General features: G+C 45.3%; 19 protein-coding genes. 16 read left to right on the top strand and 3 right to left on the bottom strand.

Annotated elements, in window-relative coordinates; genetic code table 11:
• The 6 genes from AC04Q4_RS01960 (at position 1) to AC04Q4_RS01985 (ending at position 6,742) form a co-directional block, all read left to right on the top strand.
• Positions 1-663 carry a DUF3786 domain-containing protein gene (locus AC04Q4_RS01960; protein ID WP_119240562.1) on the top strand — a complete coding sequence of 221 codons (663 nt, stop codon included), beginning with the start codon at positions 1-3 and terminating at the stop codon, positions 661-663.
• A 96-nt stretch (positions 664-759) separates the two neighbouring features.
• Complete coding sequence (locus tag AC04Q4_RS01965; protein ID WP_119240563.1) at positions 760-2,445, top strand: formate--tetrahydrofolate ligase; 1,686 nt, start codon at positions 760-762, stop codon at positions 2,443-2,445.
• A 99-nt stretch (positions 2,446-2,544) separates the two neighbouring features.
• The gene (locus tag AC04Q4_RS01970; protein ID WP_476388377.1) at positions 2,545-3,174 is read left to right on the top strand and encodes a cyclodeaminase/cyclohydrolase family protein; all 630 of its coding nucleotides are present in this window, start codon (positions 2,545-2,547) and stop codon (positions 3,172-3,174) included.
• Between the two features lie 14 nt (positions 3,175-3,188).
• Positions 3,189-4,040: a bifunctional 5,10-methylenetetrahydrofolate dehydrogenase/5,10-methenyltetrahydrofolate cyclohydrolase gene (locus AC04Q4_RS01975; RefSeq protein ID WP_015525289.1), complete on the top strand. Its 852-nt coding sequence runs from the start codon at positions 3,189-3,191 to the stop codon at positions 4,038-4,040.
• Between the two features lie 21 nt (positions 4,041-4,061).
• Positions 4,062-4,823 (top strand): glucosaminidase domain-containing protein, encoded by a 762-nt coding sequence (locus AC04Q4_RS01980; RefSeq protein WP_330604191.1) that lies wholly within the window; start codon positions 4,062-4,064, stop codon positions 4,821-4,823.
• 137 nt (positions 4,824-4,960) lie between these two features.
• On the top strand, positions 4,961-6,742 hold the full coding sequence (locus AC04Q4_RS01985; protein ID WP_476388378.1) for a leucine-rich repeat protein: 1,782 nt from the start codon (positions 4,961-4,963) through the stop codon (positions 6,740-6,742).
• Between the two features lie 54 nt (positions 6,743-6,796).
• Here AC04Q4_RS01985 and AC04Q4_RS01990 read toward each other — a convergent pair whose 3' ends face one another.
• Positions 6,797-8,305, bottom strand: coding sequence for a 4Fe-4S dicluster domain-containing protein (locus tag AC04Q4_RS01990; protein WP_173737117.1), 1,509 nt, complete (start codon positions 8,303-8,305; stop codon positions 6,797-6,799).
• Between the two features lie 398 nt (positions 8,306-8,703).
• Between AC04Q4_RS01990 and AC04Q4_RS01995 the strand changes: the two genes are divergently transcribed.
• From AC04Q4_RS01995 to spoIVA, 4 genes are all read left to right on the top strand, one after another.
• Complete coding sequence (locus AC04Q4_RS01995) at positions 8,704-9,183, top strand: complex I 24 kDa subunit family protein (RefSeq protein ID WP_296051278.1); 480 nt, start codon at positions 8,704-8,706, stop codon at positions 9,181-9,183.
• Complete coding sequence (locus AC04Q4_RS02000; protein ID WP_119240671.1) at positions 9,180-11,051, top strand: NADH-quinone oxidoreductase subunit NuoF; 1,872 nt, start codon at positions 9,180-9,182, stop codon at positions 11,049-11,051. Before AC04Q4_RS01995 ends, AC04Q4_RS02000 begins: the two co-directional genes overlap by 4 nt.
• A gap of 15 nt (positions 11,052-11,066) precedes the next feature.
• Entirely contained in the window at positions 11,067-12,764 is a 1,698-nt protein-coding gene (locus AC04Q4_RS02005) for a [FeFe] hydrogenase, group A (protein WP_173737115.1), read from the top strand.
• Between the two features lie 176 nt (positions 12,765-12,940).
• Positions 12,941-14,410, top strand: coding sequence for a stage IV sporulation protein A (gene spoIVA / locus AC04Q4_RS02010; RefSeq protein WP_173737114.1), 1,470 nt, complete (start codon positions 12,941-12,943; stop codon positions 14,408-14,410).
• A gap of 96 nt (positions 14,411-14,506) precedes the next feature.
• Here the strand turns inward: spoIVA and AC04Q4_RS02015 are convergent, their stop codons facing one another.
• Positions 14,507-14,668 carry a hypothetical protein gene (locus AC04Q4_RS02015; RefSeq protein WP_173737113.1) on the bottom strand — a complete coding sequence of 54 codons (162 nt, stop codon included), beginning with the start codon at positions 14,666-14,668 and terminating at the stop codon, positions 14,507-14,509.
• A 214-nt stretch (positions 14,669-14,882) separates the two neighbouring features.
• On the opposite strand from AC04Q4_RS02015, the gene AC04Q4_RS02020 reads away from it, so the two are divergent.
• Complete coding sequence (locus AC04Q4_RS02020) at positions 14,883-15,719, top strand: S8 family peptidase (protein WP_173737112.1); 837 nt, start codon at positions 14,883-14,885, stop codon at positions 15,717-15,719.
• A 120-nt stretch (positions 15,720-15,839) separates the two neighbouring features.
• A complete protein-coding gene (locus tag AC04Q4_RS02025) occupies positions 15,840-17,051 on the top strand; it encodes an NADP-dependent isocitrate dehydrogenase (protein WP_173737111.1) in 1,212 nt (403 codons plus the stop codon).
• 259 nt (positions 17,052-17,310) lie between these two features.
• Here AC04Q4_RS02025 and AC04Q4_RS02030 read toward each other — a convergent pair whose 3' ends face one another.
• Positions 17,311-18,108, bottom strand: a complete 798-nt coding sequence (locus AC04Q4_RS02030; RefSeq protein WP_173737110.1) for a sirohydrochlorin cobaltochelatase — start codon at positions 18,106-18,108, stop codon at positions 17,311-17,313.
• A gap of 275 nt (positions 18,109-18,383) precedes the next feature.
• Here AC04Q4_RS02030 and hemA point away from each other — a divergent pair, with 275 nt between their 5' ends.
• Genes hemA through cobA form a run of 4 tightly spaced genes read left to right on the top strand, consistent with a single transcriptional unit; the run spans position 18,384 to position 22,476 of the window.
• The gene (gene hemA / locus AC04Q4_RS02035) at positions 18,384-19,613 is read left to right on the top strand and encodes a glutamyl-tRNA reductase (RefSeq protein ID WP_173737109.1); all 1,230 of its coding nucleotides are present in this window, start codon (positions 18,384-18,386) and stop codon (positions 19,611-19,613) included.
• Complete coding sequence (locus tag AC04Q4_RS02040; RefSeq protein ID WP_476388379.1) at positions 19,603-20,091, top strand: NAD(P)-dependent oxidoreductase; 489 nt, start codon at positions 19,603-19,605, stop codon at positions 20,089-20,091. Before hemA ends, AC04Q4_RS02040 begins: the two co-directional genes overlap by 11 nt.
• Positions 20,078-20,974, top strand: coding sequence for a hydroxymethylbilane synthase (gene hemC / locus AC04Q4_RS02045; RefSeq protein WP_173737107.1), 897 nt, complete (start codon positions 20,078-20,080; stop codon positions 20,972-20,974). Before AC04Q4_RS02040 ends, hemC begins: the two co-directional genes overlap by 14 nt.
• Positions 20,971-22,476, top strand: a complete 1,506-nt coding sequence (cobA, locus tag AC04Q4_RS02050; RefSeq protein WP_476388380.1) for a uroporphyrinogen-III C-methyltransferase — start codon at positions 20,971-20,973, stop codon at positions 22,474-22,476. Before hemC ends, cobA begins: the two co-directional genes overlap by 4 nt.
• Position 22,477 lies beyond the last annotated feature (1 nt).

Genomic DNA, 22,477 nt, shown 5'->3' on the forward strand with positions numbered 1-22,477 from the left:
ATGGCTTTTAGTATAAATGATTTGAACTATGAAAAAGACAGCAAGGAAAGAATGCCCTGGGAGCATTATACAGAGGAGTTTGGAAAGGCAGATCCGGCAGAAATTGCCGGACGTCTCTCCATTCCTTATGATGAGGAGAAGAAAGAACTGACTCTGAAATTTCTTGGGACGGTTTATCACATTTCCTGGCCGGATTTTCAGGTAACTCATGATAAAGATGATATGGGATTTTATCCTCTTGAGGAAATGCACTATGCGAAGATCCTTACCATCCGTTTTCTGCTGAACGGGAATATTTCCCAGGGAAGCGGAAAGTTTAAAACCTACCGGGAGATGCCCTGGGGAGAGGTATATCTCCGCCAGTTTGATGGAAGATGTATCAAGCGGCTGGCTTTTACATACGGAAACAGGCTGAAGGATTTTAAAGGGATCATGGAGCATATCCATGCAGTTCCTGTAAAGCATGGAGATATTTCCTATCAGGTAGAGATTTTTTCCGGATATCAGATTCAGATGATTTTGTGGGAAGGTGACGATGAATTTCCACCGTCCTCACAGATCTTGTTTTCCGATAATTTTCCGGTTTCCTTTGCAGCTGAGGACATGGCTGTTATGGGAGACGTTATCATTGGGTCTTTAAAGGCGTTTCTGAAATGTCTTTAAATTTAAAATAGTTAAGAACAGGATGGGACCTGTTTTTATAGAGATGCAGTTTTAAGGGATTAAAAACTGTAAAAATACCTAAAGGGAGGTAACATTATGGGATTCAAAAGTGACATCGAAATTGCACAGGAGTGCGAAATGCTTCCAATCACACAGATTGCAGAGAAGGCAGGTATTGACGACAAATATCTGGAGCAGTACGGAAAGTACAAAGCAAAAATTGATTACAATCTGTTAAATGAGAGTGACAAAAAAGATGGTAAGCTGATTCTTGTAACAGCTATCAACCCGACACCGGCAGGAGAAGGAAAAACAACTACAACAGTTGGTCTTGCTGACGGAATGCAGAAACTTGGAAAGAACGTAATGGTTGCACTTCGTGAGCCGTCCCTGGGACCGGTATTCGGCGTAAAAGGCGGTGCAGCAGGCGGCGGTTATGCTCAGGTAGTTCCGATGGAGGATATCAACCTTCATTTTACAGGCGACTTCCATGCTATCGGTGCAGCTAATAACCTTCTTGCAGCAATGATCGACAACCATATTTTCCAGGGCAATGAGCTGAATATTGATCCGAGAAAGATCACATGGAGACGTTGCGTTGACATGAACGACCGTCAGCTTCGTAATGTAGTAGACGGCCTTGGCGGAAGAACAAATGGTATGCCGCGTGAGGATGGATATGATATCACAGTTGCATCTGAGATCATGGCAGTTCTCTGTCTTGCAAGTGACATCAAGGATCTGAAGGAGAGACTTTCCAGAATCATTATCGGATATACCTATGGTAAAGTTTCCGAGCAGAAACCAGTAACAGCAGGTGATCTTCATGCAGAGGGTGCTATGACAGCACTTCTGAAGGACGCCCTGAAACCGAACCTTGTACAGACACTGGAGCATGTTCCTGCAATCGTACACGGCGGACCATTCGCTAACATCGCTCACGGATGCAACTCCGTAACAGCTACAAAGATGGCTATGAAGCTTGCTGATTACGCTATCACAGAGGCTGGATTCGGTGCTGACCTTGGTGCTGAGAAATTCCTTGACATCAAGTGCCGTATGGCTGGTCTTACACCAAGTGCAGTTGTTATCGTAGCAACCGTACGTGCGCTGAAATACAACGGCGGTGTTGCAAAAGCTGATCTTAACAATGAGAACCTTGAGGCTCTTGAGAAGGGTATCCCGAACCTTCTGAAACATGTTGACAATATCAAGAACGTTTACAAGCTTCCATGTGTTGTTGCAATCAACGCATTCCCGACAGATACCAAGGCAGAGCTTGACCTGGTAGAGGCAAAATGTAAAGAGCTTGGTGTTAATGTTGCACTTTCCGAAGTATGGGCAAAAGGCGGCGAGGGTGGCCTGAAGCTTGCTGAGGAGGTTATCCGTCTTGTTGAGGAGCCGAACGATTTCACATATGCTTATGAGCTTGAGGGTTCCATTGAGGATAAACTGAACCAGATCGTACAGAAAGTATATGGTGGTAAGAAAGTTGTTCTTACAGCGAATGCTCAGAAACAGGCAAAACAGCTGGAGGCACTTGGATTTGGTAACTGCCCGATCTGCGTAGCTAAGACACAGTACAGCCTGACAGATGATCAGACAAAACTTGGTGCACCGAAAGACTTTGAGGTAACAGTACGTAACCTTAAGATCTCTGCTGGTGCAGGATTTATCGTAGCTCTTACAGGTGAGATTATGACTATGCCAGGTCTCCCGAAAGTACCGGCTGCAACTAAGATTGATGTAGATGAGACAGGAAAGATCACAGGTCTCTTCTAATCACAACATAAGATTATGAAACAACCGGAGGGGGCTTTTTATAAGGCCCCCAATGGGCTCTCAGGAGTGCTAAAATAAGAATATAAGGAGGAGAGTCCTATGGGATTTTCTACAAGTACTTGTACTGAATTTGTCGAGGTATTAAGCTCCAAGGCACCTGTTCCAGGCGGCGGCGGTGCATCTGCCCTTGTAGGTGCTGTTGGTACAGCTCTTGGAAACATGGTTGGAAGCCTTACTGTTGGTAAGAAAAAATATGCAGATGTAGAAGAGGAAATGTGGGAGCTGAAAAAGAAATGTGATCAGCTTCAGAAAGATTTCCTTCATCTGATTGAGAGAGATGCGGAAGTTTTTGAGCCTCTTTCCAAGGCTTACGGAATGCCAAGAGAGACAGAGGAAGAGAAGGCTGAGAAGGCTCGGGTAATGGAAGCTGCCCTCAAGGAAGCATGCTCTGTTCCTATGGAGATCATGGAGAAATGCTGCGAGGCTATTGAACTTATCGTTGAGTTCGGATCAAAAGGTTCCAAGCTTGCAATCAGTGATGCCGGTGTAGGTGCTGCATTCTGCAAAGCAGCTCTTAAGGGAGCAAGCCTGAATGTGTACATTAACACAAAATCCATGGCTGACCGTGCGTATGCAGAGGAATTAAATAAAAAAGCAGACGCTATGCTTGAGAAATATACAAAGATTGCAGACGAGACATTTGACAGTGTTCTCGGAAGATTGAAATAGGAGGAACCAGACAAATGGCAAAGCAGTTATTAGGTAAAGAAGTTACAGCAGCTCTCAATGAGAAGATCAAAGCTAACGTTGCAGAGCTTCAGGCAAAAGGTGTAGATCCTACACTTTGCATCATCCGCGTTGGTGAGAACCCAAGCGATATTTCCTACGAGAGAGGTGCTACAAAGCGCTGTGAGACTCTTGGTGTTGCATGTGAGAAGATCCTTCTTCCGGAGGATGTCTCCCAGGATGAGCTTCTTGCAACAATTGATAAAGTAAACAAAGATGACAAGATCCACGGAGTTCTTCTGTTCCGTCCGCTTCCGAAACATCTGGATCAGGCAGTGATCGAGAATGCACTTGCAGCAGAGAAAGATGTTGACTGTATGACAGATCTTTCCATGTCCGGTGTATTCACAGGCAAGAAGATCGGATTCCCACCATGCACACCGCAGGCCTGCATGGAGATCCTTGATCATTACGGAATTGACTGCACAGGCAAAAAAGCTGTTGTAATCGGAAGAAGCCTTGTAGTTGGCAAACCGGCTGCAATGATGCTTGTTAAGAAGAATGCGACAGTTACTATCTGCCATACAAGAACTGTTGATATGCCGTCTGTTGCAAAAGAAGCTGATATCGTGATCGTTGCAGCAGGCCGTGCTGGTGTTGTCGGTGCTGATTATGTCAGAGAGGGACAGACCATTATCGATGTAGGTATCAATGTTAATGCAGAGGGTAAGCTTTGCGGTGATGTTGATTATGCGGCAGTTGAGCCGATCGTTGATGCGATCACACCGGTTCCTGGCGGAGTTGGAAGCGTTACAACTTCTGTTCTTGTAGGACACGTAGTTGAAGCAGCAATGAGAAAAGCGCAGTAATAAAGGATTGATTATTGATATATGTACAGATTCCGAAATAGTTTTTGTTTACGGATGATGATGCTTGCAGGCGTTCTGGTGATCGGAACGCCTGTGGGTGTTTTTGCGGAAGAAGTGGATCATTCCATGGAGGGACAGATCTCCAAGCCGCAGTCATCCGGAGAGAGTGATATAGATAGTTTTGTGGATGATTCCACAGATAATACTTACGGATATTATACGATCATGGGATGTACCACAGCGACTGAGGAGGATATGGTGGCGCAGTATGAGGCGCAGAATGTAGAGTATCCTTCCGGTATCCTGACAGAGGGCGGTGCACCGGACATTGATACGTTTTGCACAATTGTGATAGAGGAAGCGGATACGGAGGGTGTCCGTGGTGAAGTTGTATATGAACAGGCAATGCTTGAGACCGGGTGGCTTCAGTTTCAGGGAGATGCCAGTGCCGGGCAGTTTAATTTTTCCGGACTTGGGACTACCGGCGGCGGTGTTGCCGGAAATTCTTTTCCTGATGTCAGGTCCGGGATCCGGGCTCAGGTACAGCATTTGAAGGCTTATGCGTCTTCAGATGAACTGAACCAGGCCTGTGTGGATAACCGTTTTCAGTATGTGACCCGGGAAAGTGCACCTTATGTGGAATGGCTTGGGATTCAGGAGAATCCTTATGGTGGTGGATGGGCCGCCGGGAGAAGCTATGGATATAAGCTTAGAAGCCTTCTGGCAGATCTGAAAGGTGAAGAATATACCTGGCCGGAGAGCACAGAGACTGTGGAGAAATGATAAAATGGAGATATGTGTCTTGTGTAAGATGCATGTCTCTTTTTTGTTCACAAAAATTATCAGAAAAGTGATTTTTAACATTGGAAAAATGGAGAAATATGGTAAAATAAAAAGAAAAGAGCACAGGGAGGAAAACTATGCGAAAAAGAAAAATTTTCAGTGTATTAATGGCAGCTGCAGCATCTGCGTCCATGCTTTTTGCACCTGTTGTTGCGAAAGCAGATGGAACAGAAAGCTGGGTACGCAATTATCAGTCACTTGTAAATGCTGCAGGAGGAAATTGTACAATAGCACCGGAAACACCATTTGGATGGCCTGAAGAAAATACAACGGTAAAGCTTGGAGCCTTTGATATTGGCTGGGATTCTTGGGTTATTCCTAAACAGATCACAGTAAATCAGAAAGGTGATATGGGATATACCAAGGATGTGGCAGTGATCATACAGGGAAAATGGTTTACAGATGGTGGAACGTATCATGGAAATGTAATTATTGATAATGGTGGCTCCATGACTGTAAAAAGGGCAGATATGTCTGGTGGATGGAATTGGTACGACAATATTACAGTAAAAAATGGAGGAACATTAAATGCAGATGGATCAACAGTAATTGGATATAAAGGAACACTTAATTTAGAAAGAAAGGCAACTGTTAAGTCTACTGACAGATGGTCTCTTCGAATTCAGGGCGGCACTCTGAATGCGAATGATTCTACTATAACTGGAGCACTCTGTGCAGAAGATCAGCAAGAATTAAAAACTGTAATAAATGGAAAATTAACTGTTGATAAATTCTATGGCGGTGCACTTACATTACCAACCGGAACAACTTTAACTGTGAAAGATTATATGGATTTATCACATGATGGAGATAACGAGCAGTTTGTGGTAGAAAAAGGAGCTGTGCTCAATATAGAGGAGGAGCATAGTATATTAAGTCATTCCTGGAAGCTAGGACATCCGGCCAGAATATTAATTAAATCTGGTGGAACTGTAAATATGCAAAGAGTTAGCCTGGGACAAGGCGTGGAGATTAAAATAGAAAAAGGAGGAGTCCTTAATCTGAATAAAGGTTTTTCTACTACATCTGGCAGGGAAATCACAGGTTCAGGAACTGTAAACATTAAAGGAACAGAAGTTACCACAACAGGGAAGCGTACAAACGAGGCTTTTGCGCGTTCTTTAACTATAAATCATAAAGGGGATCATTGTTATGAGTACTATTATGATGCTGCTGCGCAGGAAAAAGGATATGGAATGCAGTATTGTCGTTACTGTGGAAAAGAGCAGAAAATAAAAATCGCCACCCCAACTCCGAAACCATCTGCAGAAGCAAAAAAAGGCATAACCTTCAAAGTATCCGGTCTTACCTACAAGATCACAAAAACAGGAACAGGCCGCAGCGTATCTCTCACTAAAGGAGTTTCCAGGGCAGTAGTTTCAGTTCCTTCAAAAGTAACCTACAAGAAACGCAGCTACGCAGTGACCTCTATTGCTGCAAAGGCATTCTATAATAACAGGAGGCTTACAACAATAACAATCCCGGCCTCTGTAAAGACCATTGGAACCCAAAGCTTTGCAAACTGCACAAAACTGAAAAAGCTCAATGGCTTCACAAAAGTAACAGCAGTAGGAAAACAGGCATTCTATAAATGCACGGCATTAACTCAGATCGGAAGCAAGGCATCAACCATCACACTGCCGGCAGTGCAGAAGCTTTACAGCGGTGCTTTTCAGAACTGCAGTAAGATCAGCCGGATCACAATCAGCAGTAAGAGCTTAAAAACAGTGGAGAGCAAAGCAATCACCGGAGTCAATAAAAAAGCAGTAATACGCGTGCCGGCATCAAAACTGACCGCTTATAAAAAAATATTCAAAACTTCAACCGGATATGTAAAAACCATGAAAATCACAAAATAAAGAAGATGTGCGTCTGAACAAAAACGGACGCACATCTTTTTGTGTCAAAAGTATTTAATTCAATTCCAGATTTTCAAGCTCCTGAGATGGAATCTTAGGGTCTGAGCCATCTACATATTTCTTGAGTGCTTTGGAGGTTTTTGCGAAGCCGGCATTGGTTCCGGCACCGCCGATGCAGCCTCCTGGACAGGCCATTCCTTCGATCATGCAGTTTTTGATCTTGCCGGCTTTGGCCAGAGTGAGGACTTTTTTGCACTCAGCGAGGCTTTCTGCGTGTTCGATGTGGACGGGGACATCAGGATAATATTCCTTCAGACAGGCTTCAATAGCACCTGCTACGCCGCCTGCGATGGCATATCCTCTTCCGGCAGCTGTTGCAGTCTGGGTTTCTTCCGGGATGTCCTCGCATGCAGATGGAATGATATCTTTGGCATCGAACATTCCCCAAAGTTCTTCGAAGGTGATAACGAAATCTACATCACTTCTTACGGAATGGCGCATGGCTTCCAGCTTCTTGGAGGCGCAGGGGCCGATGAATACTACTTTCGCATTGGGGTGCTCTTTTTTTACAATGCGGGCAGTTGCCACCATCGGTGTCAGCTCCTGTGAGATGTTGTCGATCATAGCCGGGAAGTATTTCTTCGCCATTACAGACCATGACGGGCAGCAGGAGGTAAGCAGGAACGGGAGATTGCCGGTGGCTACTTCTTTTGCATAATGATGGGCCTCGGAAATACAGCCGATGTCTGCGCCGAGTGCTACTTCATAAATATTGGAAAAGCCAAGCTGAGTTAAAGCAGAGCGGAATTTACCGGGAGTTACATCTTCACCGAACTGATTGATGTAAGCTGGTGCAACTTCTGCAATGATCTCAGTTCCCTCACGGAGGGCATGTGCCAGCTGGAAAATCTGGGATTTATCAGAGATGGCACCGAATGGGCAGCTGACCATACACATACCGCAGGATACACATTTATCCTGGTTGATGGAAGCGCGTCCCTGCTCATCGCTTTCGATAGCTTTTACACCACAGGCACGTTCGCAGGGGCGTTCTTTATGGGCAATGGCATCATAAGGACAGACCGCTTTGCATCTTCCGCAGTGGATACATTTGTCCTGATCAATAAAAGATTTCCCATCAACCATGGAGATGGCTCCTTTAGGACAGGTCTGAATGCATGGATGGGCAACACAGCCGCGGCACATATTGCTTACTTCGTATTTATTGGATTCGCATGCAGAACATGCAGAAGGGATTACCTGCATAAGAGGTGGTTCGTAATATTTCTCATCAATATTGCTTGACTTTACGCCGTCAGTAAGATGGACAGAACGGTTCTCCGGGCGGAGGGAAAGTCCCATAGCCAGACGGACACGTTCACTTGCAACAGCTCTTTCACGATAGATGCTCTCGCGGTATTTCGCGCGTTCCTCTACAATATTGTAAGGGATGGATTCAATATCGTGAATCAGGGATTCGTCCGTGGATTCAAATCCGATCTTCGCAATTTCTGTAAAAATCTTTCGCCGGATCTGTTTAACTGGTGTGTCGAGATTTCGCATAAATGTTCTCCTTTTCAAAAAATGTTTAAAATATTTTCCACGCACTTTTTATTCATCTTATAGTAATTGAGAAATAAAATCAATAACAGGAAATGTTTTTTAACAGAAACAAAAAAGAATATTTGTTTCTTTATTGTCATGAATGTTAAAAAATGCACATTTATTGAAAAAAATAGATGCAAAACAAGTAAGGCGTTGTAAACTTTTTGATATATTCTGAAAAAAGCAAAAAAATTACTTGTGAAAAATGACGATATAAGTTATAATTAAAAGCACGAAAATAGTGCAATATAATGATAGGCACGTAAATGAGACACTGACAGAGTGTTAAATCATTAACTTGTGGTAGGAACAGGTTAATCAAGTGGAAAATCTATGAGAAACAAGGAGGGAACCGAATGTTAGACCAGACGTATTACAGGAAAACGGATGAGATCATCGAGCATTACGGCCGGAAAGCTGCATCACTGATACCGATCATGCAGGATATCCAGGCTGAGTACCGTTATCTCCCGGGAGAGCTTCTTACTTATGTTGCGGAACAGATTGGTGTAAAAGAAGCGAAGGCGTACAGCGTAGCTACTTTCTATGAGAATTTTTCCTTTGAACCGAAAGGCAAGTACATCATCAAGGTATGTGATGGAACTGCCTGTCATGTACGTAAGTCCATGCCTGTAAAGGAAGCAATGCTTAAAGAACTCGGACTGAACCATAAGAAACACACAACCGATGATATGCTTTTTACAGTTGAGACAGTATCCTGTCTTGGTGCATGCGGACTTGCACCGACCTTAACTGTAAATGATGAGGTTCACCCGAAAATGACACCTGAGAAGGCTATTGAGCTTTTAAATGAATTGAGAGGTGAGAACGTATGAGTATAACCAGTATGGAAGATCTGAAAAATAAACAGGCTGAGGTTAAGAAGAATCTTGATGGCTATACCTGCCGTGTTCTCGTCTGTTCCGGTACCGGATGTATCGCTTCCGGTGCTCAGAAGATTTATGAAGAAATGTCAAGACTCTGTGAAGGTATCGAGGGTGTTGCAGTAGAAATGCAGAAGGATGTTCCACATGTGGGCATCGTTAAGACCGGATGCCAGGGACTCTGCGAACTTGGACCTCTTATGAGAATTGAACCGTATGATTATCAGTATGTACATGTACAGGTGGATGACTGCCGTGAGATCGTTGAGAAGACGATCATCTGCGGACTTCCGGTTGAGCGTTTGTTCTATCGCCATAATGATGAAGCCTGTCCGCATCCGGATGATATTCCGTTTTTGAACCAGCAGACCAGAATCGTTCTTGAAAACTGCGGTAAGATCGATGCGGAATCTATTGATGAATACATTGCTGTAGGTGGATTTTCAGCCATGGCAAAGGCTTTCTTTGAGATGACCCCTCAGGGTGTTATTGATGAGATCACGAAATCCGGTCTTCGCGGCCGTGGCGGTGCCGGATTCCCGGCAGGCAAGAAATGGTCACAGGTTGCACGTCAGCCCGAGAAGGTTCGCTACGTAGTATGTAATGGTGACGAGGGTGATCCCGGAGCATTTATGGATGGTTCCGTAATGGAAGGTGATCCTTACAAGATGATCGAGGGTATGGTCATTGCAGCTTACGCAGTAGGCGCAGAAGATGGCTATATCTACGTACGTGCCGAGTATCCTCTTTCTGTACAGAGACTCCGGATGGCCATTGAACAGGCAGAATCCTATGGCCTTCTTGGTGACAATATCCTTGGTTCCGGTATTAATTTCCACTTACATATCAATCGGGGTGCCGGAGCATTCGTATGTGGTGAAGGTTCTGCCCTGACCGCATCCATCGAAGGCAACAGAGGTATGCCTCGTGTTAAACCGCCGAGAACTGTTGAGCAGGGTCTGTGGGGCAAGCCAACTGTTCTTAATAACGTAGAGACCTACGCTAACGTACCGAAGATCATCCTTCAGGGTGCTGACTGGTTCCATACCATCGGTACAGAGGGAAGCCCCGGAACAAAGACATTCTCACTTACCGGTTCCATTGAGAACACTGGTCTTATCGAGGTTCCTATGGGAACAAGTCTTCGCCATATTATCTATGATATCGGCGGCGGCCTTAAGAGCGGTGCTGCATTTAAGGGAGTGCAGATCGGCGGACCATCCGGTGGATGTCTGATCGATGACCAGATCGACCATCCGCTTGATTTTGATTCTGTTAAGAAGCTGGATGCTATCATGGGATCCGGCGGACTTGTTGTTATGGATGAGAATACCTGTATGGTAGAGGTTGCACGTTTCTTCATGAGCTTTACACAGCGTGAGAGCTGCGGTAAATGTGTTCCATGCCGTGAGGGTACGAAACGTATGCTTGAGATCCTTGAGAGGATCGTTGAAGGCAAGGGTGAGCTTTCCGACCTGGATGAGCTGGAAGAGCTTGCAAACATGGTTCAGAGCATGGCTTTGTGCGGCCTTGGCAAGAGTGCACCGCTTCCGGTCATCAGTACCCTGAAGCGTTTCCGCGATGAATATGTAGAACATATCGTAGATAAGAAATGCCGGGCGAAAGTCTGCACGGCACTCCGTCAATTCCATATCAATCCTGAATTCTGTATCGGCTGCGGCAAGTGTGCTAAGAACTGTCCGGCAGGCGCGATTTCAGGAAAGATCAAGCATCCACATGTAATCAACAACGACGTATGTATCAAATGCGGTTCCTGTAAGGATAACTGTAACTTTGATGCGATTTATGTGGAAGCATAGAAGGGAGGATATCTTATGGGTACAATGACAATTGACGGAAGAAAAGTAGAATTTACCGACGAAAAAAATGTCCTGACAGTCATCAGGAATGCCGGTATCAATATCCCCACACTGTGCTATCATTCAGAGGTTTCCACATTTGGTGCCTGTCGTCTCTGTACAGTTGAGGATGACAGAGGCAAGACATTTGCGTCCTGTTCCGAGCAGCCGAGAGACGGAATGGTTATTTATACCAACTCCGGTCGTATTAAGAAATATCGTAAACTGATCGTGGAGCTGCTTCTTGCAGCACATTGTCGTGACTGTACAACCTGTGTAAAGAGCGGCGAATGTATCCTGCAGGAGCTGGCACATCGCCTTGGCGTGCGGGATATCCGTTTTGAAAATACAAGAGAACAGCACGAGATCGATGACAGTTCACCGTCCATCATCCGTGATCCGAACAAATGTATCCTCTGCGGCGACTGTGTACGTGCCTGCGAGGAGCTTCAGGGAATCGGAGCTCTTGGATTCGCATTCCGTGGAACAGAGGCCATGGTCATGCCTGCATTCAATAAAAAGATTGCTGAGACACAGTGTGTAAACTGTGGTCAGTGCCGTGTTTACTGTCCGACAGGTGCGATCTCCATCCGTACACATATGGATGAAGTATGGGATGCACTGGCTGATAAGAATACTCGTGTTGTTGCACAGGTTGCACCGGCAGTTCGTGTTGCAGTTGGTGATCATTACGGACTTGCCAAAGGCAGAAGTGTTATGGGTAAAATCGTTAACGCGCTTCACAGAATGGGCTTTGACGAAGTATACGATACCACATTCAGTGCCGACCTTACCATCATGGAAGAGACCAAGGAGTTCCTAAACAGAGTGGAGAAGGGTGAGAATCTTCCGCTTCTGACTTCCTGCTGTCCTGCATGGGTGAAGTTTATCACTGATCAGTATAAGGAATATGTTCCGAACATTTCTACCTGCCGTTCCCCACAGGGAATGATGTCTGCGGTTATCAAGGAATACTTCCGTGATCCGGAGCATGCAGCAGGCAAGAAGACTGTTATGGTTTCTATCATGCCATGTACTGCCAAGAAGGCAGAGGCGATCCGCCCCAACAGCTTTACAGATGGTGAGCAGGATACCGATATCGTTATCACAACTACCGAGCTCCTTCGAATGATCGATAACTTTGGTCTTGATTTTGCAACACTGGATCCGGAAGCATGCGATATGCCGTTTGGATTTGGTTCCGGTGGTGGTGTTATCTTTGGTGTTACCGGCGGTGTTACCGAGGCAGTTCTCCGAAGACTGAGCCCGGATCACAGTAAGGAAGCCATGCATGAGATCGCAGAGTGTGGTGTCCGTGGTGAAGATGGAATCAAGGAATTTACCGTGCCGTATAAGGGAATGGATATCAATGTATGTGTTGCCAGCGGCCTTGCAAATGCAAGAACTGTTATGGAACGTGTAAAGAACGGTGAAGCAAACTATCACCTTATCGAGGTTATGGCATGCCGCCGTGGATGTATCATGGGTGGAGGTCAGCCGACCAGATCCGGTGACAGAACCAAGGCAGCAAGAGCAAGGGGACTGTATAATGCAGACAATACAATGATCATCAAGAAATCGGATGAGAACCCACTTGTTCTGGAGCTTTATGAGGGTCTTCTTAAAGGTAAGGAACATCACCTGCTCCACAATGAATTCTATATTAAGGAATAGTGAATAATTGATGCTGTCCGCAGAGTGAATAATAACGGTTAATGAAATAAACTGCTGTCTGCAGATGAACAGTAGCATATAAGAAGCCTCCATAGCATATACTGTGATATACGGGAGCTGTCCGTCGGGCAGTTCCCGGGATTTACAGGCCAATATATGCAGGGAGGCTTTTTTATATGGAAAACTTTCAGGTTTACCATGATATCCAGGCCCGGACCGGCGGGGATATCTACATAGGGGTGGTGGGCCCGGTGCGAACAGGAAAATCCACTTTTATCCGCAGATTTATGGAACTGGTGGCTCTGCCTGCTATCAGTGAAGAGAAAAGGGCAGAGCTTCAGGATGAGCTGCCTTTAAGCGGAGCCGGAAAAATGATTACAACAGTGGAACCGAAATTTATTCCAAAAGATGCAGTGGAAGTTACCATAGGTGAGAACCAGAAGATCCGCGTAAAACTCATTGACTGTGTAGGATTTCTGGTAAAAGACGCATCTGGAAATGTGGAGGAAGGCCGTGAGCGGATGGTTAAGACTCCATGGATTGAAAAAGCGATCCCTTTTCATGATGCAGCCAGGATCGGTACGGAAAAAGTCATCGGTCAGCATTCTACCATAGGAATTGTCATTACTGCAGATGGAAGCTTCGGGGAAATTCCAAGAGAGAATTTTATCCCTGCAGAGGAGCAGACTATAAAAGAACTGAAGACACAGGGCAAGCCATTTCTGATCCTGGTAAACTCCCAGGCTCCCTACAGTGAAGAAACTGGAAAAACCGTGCAGGACATGGAAGAAAAATATGGGGTCTCCGTTCTGGCAGTCAACTGCGAACAGCTTCGAAAAGAGGACGTTACCAGGATTCTGGAAAAAATCCTTTACGAATTTCCGGTTAGTGAGATTGAACTATTTGTTCCGAAATGGGTGGAAATGCTTTCTCCGGAACATGAAGTAAAGGCAGCGTTATTAAATGAGATCCGGGAAAAAATGACGAAGCTTACTCATGTGAGAGATATAAACAAGGATTCTGTACAGCTGGAAAGCCCTTATGTGGAAGATACACTCCTGGAGAAAGTCAGTCTTTCTGATGGAACTGTGCGTGTCCGTATTTCTGTAAAAGACGGCTATTATTACAGGATGCTCAGTGAGATGAGCGGCATTCCCATGGAAAGTGAATACGAACTGATCCAGACAATGAAAGAACTTGCAGGTATGAAGGAACAGTTTGTAAAAGTACAGGCAGCACTGGAAGCGGTGAAAGGAACCGGCTATGGTGTGGTAGTTCCGGAGCTTTCCGAGATTACCATTGAAGATCCGGAAGTGATCCGCCAGGGAAATAAATTTGGGGTGAAGATCCGCTCTAAGAGTCCGTCCATTCATATGATCCGTGCAGGGATCGAGACAGAAATCGCGCCTATTGTGGGAACAGAGCAGCAGGCAGAAGATCTGATCAAATATATCAGGGAAAGCCCGGAACGTGGAGAAAGCATCTGGGAAACCAATATATTCGGGAAATCCATCCAGCAGCTTGTAGAAGACGGGATTCGCAGCAAACTGGCCATGATCAGCGAAGAAAGCCAGGTGAAGCTCCAGGATACCATGCAGAAGATCGTCAACGACAGCAAAGGCGGACTGGTATGTATTATCATATAATTGTTTAACCGAATAAACTGCGGAGCAGTTATTCGGTTATGAGCAAGTAGCGAAAGCGGATTGCGAATATCCGATTGACTAAAAAAAGGACGTTTCTCAGCAGACGTCCTTTTTTCCGTGATGTTTCTTCCATTCCGTGATAAACTGCAGCTGTTCCAGGTCGGAAAGCTCCTGTGAGGCAGCGTCGTTTCCGGCAGCAGCACAACAGAAAAGGATAAAGATCTGAATTCCGAAGAATATAAGAAAAAACAGAAACATAAAGAACCCTCCTGACATTTTTGATTGATATCTGATCACAGTTCCGAAATATTTAGGGTTTTCCGGATAGTGATAAGTATGGGAGGAAAAAGTGAATTTTATACATTATATGACAGAAAAACGAAAAAATTACATATTATGAATGAAGTTGCAAAAAAGCATGGCCCTGAATAGGCTAAAGAGAAACCATCTGTCCGGCAGGAGATTTTTTGCCATGCGTAAAAAAGTGTATACAGGAAAAGGAATTGGTGTGGCTGTGCTGGACACCGGAATTTTTCCTCATATAGATTTCGGCAGCCGTATCAGGGCTTTCTGTGATTTTACAAAAGGAAAAACAGGACCTTATGATGATAATGGACATGGAACCCACGTAAGCGGGATCCTGGGAGGGGATGGAGCTGCGTCAGATGGCAGATACAAAGGAGCTGCACCTGGATGTAGCATCATTGCCCTGAAAGTTCTGGACCGGTTCGGGAACGGAAGCCGGGAAGATGTGCTCAGGGCTTTCAGATGGATCGTGAATTTCGGACAGATCTATAATATCCGTGTTGTGAATATTTCTGTTGGAACTACTTCCAGGAGTAGAAACGAACAGCAGGATCTTCTGCGTGGAGTGGATGAGCTCTGGGATCAGGGACTTGTGGTGGTGGCAGCTGCCGGAAACCAGGGGCCTGGGTCAGGAACTGTAACTGCACCGGGAAGCAGCCGTAAGATCATCACCGTAGGTTCCAGTGATATGCTCCAGGGAAATAAGGCTGTTTCCGGTAGAGGACCTACATTTGAGTGCGTGTGCAAGCCGGATCTGGTAGCACCTGGAAACCGGATCACAGCCTGCACACCCGGCTATCCTTATTCCTATGGGATCAAAAGCGGAACATCCATGTCAACTCCAAGAATTTCCGGTGCAATAGCCTGTCTTCTGGAAAAAGAACCTCAGCTTTCCAATGTGGAAGTAAAAATGTTGTTAAAAGAAAGCACGGATGATATGGGACTTCCCAGAAATCAGCAGGGATGGGGTAAATTTAACTGTGAAAAACTAATGAAATGTTAAATTATTATATAATTTCTATAAACATGTTATGGTAAAGTATAAAAGCGTTGACGGAAATAGAAAATATGAGTACAATGTACAGTAAAAGTGCAAAAGAAAGACTCTAAAGGAGAAAATATTATGGAAAAAATTAAAATGCAGACACCTTTAGTTGAGATGGACGGAGATGAGATGACACGTATCCTGTGGCAGATCATCAAGGACGAACTTCTCACACCATATCTTGATCTGAATACAGAATATTATGATCTTGGTCTTGAGCACAGAAATGAGACAGATGATCAGGTAACTATCGATGCAGCAGAGGCAACCAAGAAATACGGTGTTGCTGTAAAATGTGCAACCATCACTCCGAATGCAGCCAGAATGGAAGAGTATGACCTCAAAAAAATGTACAAGAGCCCGAACGGAACCATCCGTGCCATTCTTGATGGAACTGTATTCCGTGCACCGATTGTAGTAAAGGGCATTGAACCATGTGTAAAGAACTGGGTAAAACCGATCACACTTGCCCGTCATGCTTATGGAGATATATACAAGAACACAGAGTTCTATATCAACAAACCGGGAGATGCTTATCTTGTATTTGAAGGTGAGGACGGAGAAGAACGCAAAGAGCTGATCCAGCATTTTGACGGAGCAGGTGTCCTTCGTGGCATGCACAATCTTGATGATTCAGTTAAGAGCTTTGCAAGAAGCTGTTTTAACTATGCGCTGGATACCAGACAGGACGTATGGTTTGGAAGCAAAGATACCATCTCCAAGACATATGACGGCAGATTTAAAGAGATCTTCCAGCAGATCTTTGATGCAGAGTTCAAGGATAAATTTGAGGAAGCAGGACTCACCTATTTCTACAGCCTGATCGATGATATCGTAGCACGTGTCATGAAGGCAGACGGTGGATTTATCTGGGCATGCAAGAACTATGACGGTGATGTTATGAGTGATATGGTTTCTTCTGCATTTGGTTCTCTTGCAATGATGACATCTGTCCTGGTATCTCCGAAGGGATATTTCGAGTACGAGGCTGCTCACGGAACAGTACAGAGACATTACTACCGTCATCTCGAGGGAAAAGAAACTTCCACAAACTCCGTTGCAACGATCTTTGCATGGACAGGTGCTCTCAGAAAGAGGGGAGAGCTGGATGGAAATGCAGCACTTGCTGATTTTGCGGGAAAACTGGAAAAAGCAACTCTTGACACTATCGAAAGCGGAAAAATGACAAAAGACCTTGCTCTTATCACATCCCTGAAAGATGTACAGGTACTGAACAGCAGGGACTTCATCCTGGCTGTAAAGGCAAGACTTGATGAGCTGATGGCATAAGATCTGATCAGAGAAAGAAATTATTCTGATGTGATAAAAAAACTGCACCGAAGATCCTGAAATATGGATCACGGTGCAGTTTTTTAACCGAATCAAGTAAGTCACCTGCTTCAATTGCGAGGAGCAATAAGCAGTGGGTGGGACTTACTTGTATCAGGAGGGGTACAAGCCCCTCCTGATAAACTGCGGAGCAGTTATTCGGTTATGAGCAAGTAGCGAAAGCGGATTGCGAATATCCGATTGACTATCAATTACAAAATTAAACCGATGCGTTCATGGCAGCCTGTACATGATCAACAAGGATCTGTCTGATCTCTGGGTATTCTCCAAGACCCTTTAATACTGGTGTAACCTCATATCCACCGGAAGAAAGAAGATTCATCCAGGAATCCGGATCATCCCCTGCAAGGTCGTTCTGTGCGTGATCTCCGGCTACGATCATAAACGGAGCAAGTATGATCTTCTTTGGCTTAAAAGTATCAGCAGCACGGAGAAGAGAGTCCAGTGCAGGATAAGCTTCCACAGTGCCAAGAAAAATATTCTTGTGTCCCATATCCTGGAAGCGATAAGCCAGTGCTGCATAGACAGTGTTGGAATAATGTTCTGTTCCATGTCCCATAAGAACAAGGGCTGTCATTGAATCCATATCCTGAAATTCATCTGCTACAGCTTTCACAACAGCCTGGTTGTCATTCTCTGTGGTAAGAAGCGGGTTTCCAAAAACAATGCTTGCAAACTGATCTTTAAAAGAAAGGGCATCTGCCTTCATCTGATCATTCTCAATACCGTTGATCACATGGGTGGGCTGTACTACAACATCTGTGATCCCATCGCGGAGCATCTGCTCCATGGCTTCTTTTACAGTATTTATAATGATCCCGTCGCGTTTTTTGAGCTTGGAAATGATCATCTTGCTTGTCCACGCACGGTAGGTTGGACAGGCCGGGAATGCATCGGCAATATCGCGCTCAATAGCATCAATGGTAACTTTACGCGTATTCTCGTAGCTTGTGCCGAAGCTGACTACAAGGATCGCTTTTTTTGAAGCTGAATTCATACTGGGATTTCCTCCATCCTGGAAAATATTGATTTTTATATTTTTCCGCAAAAATATAAAAGAATTATACAGATTTCTACCTGATGAATATTATAAAAGGCGGGCACAGGATTGTCAATCATAGTTGACTTTCCAGCCGGAAATGTTTATCATTATATAAGACTGCGAAATATGCGAAATGTACAGGAATATACGTGTGAGAGAACGGAATTTCGGCAGAAAAGACATAAATTTTGCTGGATTTATATTATAGAAACAAAGGAGAAACATAAGACATGAGTATATTCATGCTTGGAATTGACCACAATATGGCACCTGTGGATATCAGAGCTCTTTTTGCCTTTACCCGGAAGAATACCGGGGAGGCACTGCAGCAGCTTCATAAAGAGCCGGGGATCTGCGGGTGTATTATTCTGTCAACCTGCAACCGCCTGGAGTTGTGGGTAAGCACAGATGATGATGAAAAGCCGGAACTGTATCAGTGGCTTTGTTCATTGAAGGGAGTGCAGGGAGAAGAATACCGGAAATATTTCATCAGCAGGGAGAATGAAGAGGCAGTGGAGCATCTTTTTTACCTGACCAGTGGTCTGAAATCACAGATTCTGGGAGAAGATCAGATTCTTACCCAGGTAAAAGAAGCCTTAAGCTTTGCAAGGGATGAATTTACCACAGACAGTGTTCTGGAGGTGCTTTTCCGTATGGCTGTTACAGTTGGCAAGAAGATCAAGACGGAGGTTCCTTTTTCCCATGGAAATCCTTCCGTGATCCATCAGGCCATCCGATTTCTGGAAGAGGGCGGATATCACATCCGCAATAAGGTCTGTATGGTGATCGGAAACGGCGAGATGGGTAAGATGGCGGCACAGACATTAAGAGAAGCAGGAGCTGATGTAACGGTCACCATCCGTCAGTACAGAAGCGGTGTGGTAAACATCCCGGTTGGATGCAGCAGGATCAATTACGGTGAGAGAATGGATTATCTGCCGGAATGTGATCTGGTCGTCAGTGCAACGGCAAGTCCGAACTATACACTGACAGAAGAGCTGTTTGAGGATGTGAGACTGGAGCGGCCTATGATACTGATCGATCTGGCTGTGCCGAGAGATATTGATCCGGAGATCGGAAAGAAAGAGAATCTGACGCTTTATGATATGGACAGTTTCCGTGTCAGCGAGACACCGAAAGAGCTTGCAGATAATCTGGAGGCAGCCGGTGCGATCGTAAAAGCACAGATGGATGAGTTTTTTCAGTGGCTGGACGGACGGGATATTATTCCGCGTATCCAGGAGATCAGAGCTGATGCAGTGGAAGATCTGAATTTAAGGATCGAGAAGATTTTCCGTAAGACTCCGATGGAAGACTCAGACAGAGAAAAATTAAAAAAAGCAGTGGATACTGCGGCCGGAAAAGTTGTGAACAAGCTGATCTTCGGACTCAGGGACAGCCTGAACCAGGATGCTTTTCTGGAATGTGTGGAAGGACTGGAGAAACTTTATGAAGAATAAACCTTATTTCCCCATGTTTATAGATTTGTCAGATAAGAACATCGTTGTGGCAGGAGGCGGCAAGATCGCCACAAGAAGAGTGCGTACACTTCTGAAATTTACAAGAAATATTACTGTGGTGGCACCGAAAGTTACACAGGAACTGATGGATATTGGAAAGGCAGGAACAATAACCTTACATAACCGGCCTGTGAAACGTTCTGATTTTGCAGCCGCATATATGGTGATCGCAGCCACTAATGACTGGAAATTAAACGATGAGATCCACCGTGTCTGTCGTGAAGAGGGTATTTATGTGAATGTAGCCTCCGACAGAGAAGCCTGTGATTTTTATTTCCCGGGTGTTTATATGCGGGATGAGATGGTTGTAGGTGTTACGGCCAGCGGCCTTGACCATAAGAAAGCGAAGCGTATACGGGAAGAGATACAGAAAGCACTGGAAAAAGTATTAGAGGAGCAGGACGATGAAGAAGAATAAGATCGTGATCGGAAGCAGAGAGAGCAAGCTTGCAGTGCTCCAGAGCGAAATGGTCCGTGACTATATAAAGAAACAGAATCCGGAACTTGAGGTGGAAATACTTACCATGAAGACCACCGGAGATATCATCCTTGACCGCACCCTGGATAAAGTAGGGGGAAAGGGTCTCTTTGTAAAAGAACTGGACAAAGCACTGATGGACGGAAAAAGCATTCTTTCTGTACACAGCCTTAAAGATATGCCAATGGAAGTACAGGAAGAGCTGCCGCTTCTGGCATTTTCCAAAAGAGAAGACCCGAGAGATGTGCTGGTACTTCCGGAGGGCGTTACAGAGTTAGATAAGAATAAACCTCTTGGATGCTCCAGCTTAAGACGAACTCTGCAGCTGAAAAAAATATATCCGGATATGGAAGTGAAGAGTATCCGCGGAAATCTCCAGACAAGACTTCGTAAGCTGGATGAAGGCCAGTACAGCGGCCTGATCCTGGCAGCGGCAGGACTTAAGCGACTGGGACTTAAGGCACGCATCAACCGGTATTTTACAGCAGATGAGATCATTCCGGCGGCAGGCCAGGGAATCCTTGCTGTGCAGGGCCGTAAAGGGGAAGATTACGGATTTCTTGATGGTTATTGTGATGCAGACGCCTGGGCAGCAGGAAGTGCGGAGAGAGCGTTTGTGAAACTTCTGGATGGTGGATGTTCTTCACCTGTGGCAGCTCATGCGGAAGTTTATGGGGAAGAGATTTATCTCCGCGGTCTTTACTACAATGAAAAAGACGGTTCCTATGTAACAGGAACTCTGCGTGGACAGAGAAAAGATGCAGAGAAACTTGGCAGAGAGCTTGCAGAAACTCTTCGGGAAAAAGGAGAAAATAAAGAATGAAAACAGGAAAAGTTTGGCTTGTAGGTGCAGGCCCTGGGGATATCGGTCTTTTTACATTAAAAGGTCTTAAGGTTCTGGAGCAGGCAGATGTGGTTGTTTATGACAGCCTTGTGGGACAGGGCGTACTGTCACGGATCCCGGCAGAGGCGAAGCTGATCAACGTGGGAAAACGTGCCAGCCATCACATCATGCGCCAGGAGGATATCAATCAGGTGCTTCTTGAGGAGGCGCAGAAAGGACATCGCGTAGTACGACTGAAAGGCGGAGACCCTTTTCTTTTCGGAAGAGGCGGCGAGGAGCTGGAGCTTCTTGAGGAGAACGGAATCGCTTATGAGGTGGTTCCGGGAGTTACCTCTTCCATCGCAGTTCCTGCATACAACGGAGTTCCGGTGACACACAGAGATTTCTGTTCTTCTGTGCACATTATTACGGGACATAAGCGTGCAGGAAAGGAGTACGACATTGATTTTCGCGCTCTTGTTGACACAAAAGGTACCCTGGTATTTCTTATGGGTGTGTCCGCACTTCCGGATATCTGTGCAGGACTTATGAATGCAGGAATGGATAAAAATATGCCGGCAGCGATCCTCCAGAAGGGAACCACAGCAGGACAGAAACGCATCGTGGCTACAGTTTCCACTCTGGAAGAAGAAGTGAAGCGTCAGGGAATCGAGACGCCGGCTATTATTGTTGTGGGCAAAGTCTGTACACTGGCTGAGAAATTCGGCTGGTATGAGGAACTTCCTCTTGCAGGCTGGAAGGTTCTTGTCACAAGACCGAAGGAACTGATTTCCAGAACAGCAGACAAACTTCGTGAAAAAGGCGCGGAGGTACTGGAACTTCCGGCTATCCGTACTGTGCCAATGGAGGATCAGAAGCTCCTCCATGAAGCTTTTGCGAAGCTTGAAACATATCAGTGGCTGGTATTTACAAGTCCTACGGGAGTAAGAGTATTCTTTGAGGAACTGATCCGTTACGGAAAAGATATCCGTGCTATGGGAAATATCCGTCTGGCAGTGATCGGAGAGGGAACCAAAAAAGCTCTGAAGGAGCGTGGCCTTCTTGCAGATTTCGTGCCGTCTGTATATGATGGCGCCACCCTTGGAAAAGAGCTTGCAGAGATCCTTTCCGGAGGAGAGAAAATCCTGATTCCCCGTGCTGAAAAAGGAAATGAGAAGCTTACTGCATTTCTTATAGAGGCGGGCGCATCTGTTTCTGATATTCCGACTTATCAGACCGTTTATGAGGCGAGTCAGCTTATTGACGAGAAGAAGGAATTTGAGAACGGCGAGATCAGCTGTGCAGTATTTACAAGTGCTTCCACAGTGAAAGGCTTTGCGGAAGGAACAAAAGGACTGGATTATTCAAAAGTCAAGGCAGCCTGCATCGGAAAACAGACCAAAGCAGCAGCGGAGAGTTTTGGAATGAAAGCATATATGGCAGAAAAAGCCACCATTGACAGTCTTGTCAAACTGGTGGAGGATATGAAAAGGAGCGAATGAT

The organism is Blautia sp. HA8986 (genome assembly GCF_056504635.1).